This is a genomic window from Actinomadura sp. 7K507, from assembly GCF_004348425.1.
In the GTDB taxonomy this organism is placed as follows: Bacteria; Actinomycetota; Actinomycetes; order Streptosporangiales; family Streptosporangiaceae; genus Spirillospora.
Genome location: NZ_SMKK01000534.1, coordinates 1 through 1,142 on the forward strand (window position 1 = coordinate 1; position 1,142 = coordinate 1,142).

Annotated in this window: 1 protein-coding gene; it reads right to left on the minus strand. The window is 71.3% G+C overall.

Features of this window, described 5'->3' with window-relative positions; all coding sequences use genetic code 11:
• Positions 1-160: 160 nt before the first annotated feature.
• A partial coding sequence (locus E1285_RS45105; protein WP_207947322.1) for a DUF4190 domain-containing protein occupies positions 161-1,142 on the minus strand: 982 nt, incomplete at its 5' end.

A 1,142-nucleotide genomic window follows, 5' to 3' on the forward strand; every position in this document is an offset into this window, starting at 1 on the left:
CACCCACCCACCACCGAGGCGGCGGCCTCGACAGGACCCCGGCCCATGCTCGCCGACACCTTTCTAAACACGGCCTACACCACCGCGCGTCACCCCCGTGCCGTCGGCGCCCGCCCAGGGCACCGGCGGCACGGTGGTGCGGTGGGTGCCGTGGTGCGGGTCAGCGGGGGAGCATCGGCTTCCTCAGCGGGCGGTCCTGGCTTTCGCCGAAGCAGACGGCGGTGCGGTTCCCGGCCTCCCATTCGACCTTCTCGGGGTACAGCCACCACGTCAGGTCCGGTGACCGGTGGCCGCGGAAGAGCTTCGCCGCCCGCTGCTCGCAGCCGCGCCGCGCGCCGCGCTCTGCCGCCTTCTCCCCTGGGTACGGGCCCGCTCCCAGCTTGAAGTTCGCGTACACCTGGATCCAGTACGGCCCGGTGCAGGAGACGGTGCGCTGCGCGAGCTCCTCCTCGTCCCACTTTCCGAGGCAGTCCCCGGGGGCCAGCTCGTCCCAGAGTTTCAGGCTCGGGTCCAGGGTCTGGCCGATGGATGTGGTGAGCGTTCCGCCGGTGTAGCGCACCAGGCAGATCACCTCGCGGTCGCCGGCGTCCCAGCCGGTCCGGTCGGGCCAGAGGTTGTAGGGCTCCAGGTTCTTGATGTACCGGCTTCTCTGCAGGTGGAGGCTCTTCTGGAAGCAGGCCTCGTCCGTCTGCTCGGTGATCTCCTTGTCGCCGGGGTACTCGTCGCCGGGCAGTTTCAGCTTGGCGATGACCTCGCCGTCATGTGGCCGCGCGCAGGGCAGCGCCGTCACGAGGACCTTGGTGGTCTCCTCTTCGAACCCGGTGAAGCAGTCACCGGCCCGCAGATTCACGAGGACCACCCGGTCCTCGCCGGTGACCTCCCCCGACTCGTCGCGGTCGACGGAGGTGACCGAACCCGCGGCGACGATGACGGCGGCCAGCCCTCCCACGATCCATACGGAGGACGCGACGAGGCCGCCGATGGCCAGGCCCTTGCCCTTCTCTCCGCGGCCCCCGGCCTGCAGGAGCGCGGCGATGGCGAAGCCCACCGCGAGCAGGACCAGGCCGAGGACTCCGGTGACCAGCGCGGCGATCGCGAACCTGTTCGTCCGGGCGGGGGCGGCCGGGGGCGGCTGCCCGTAG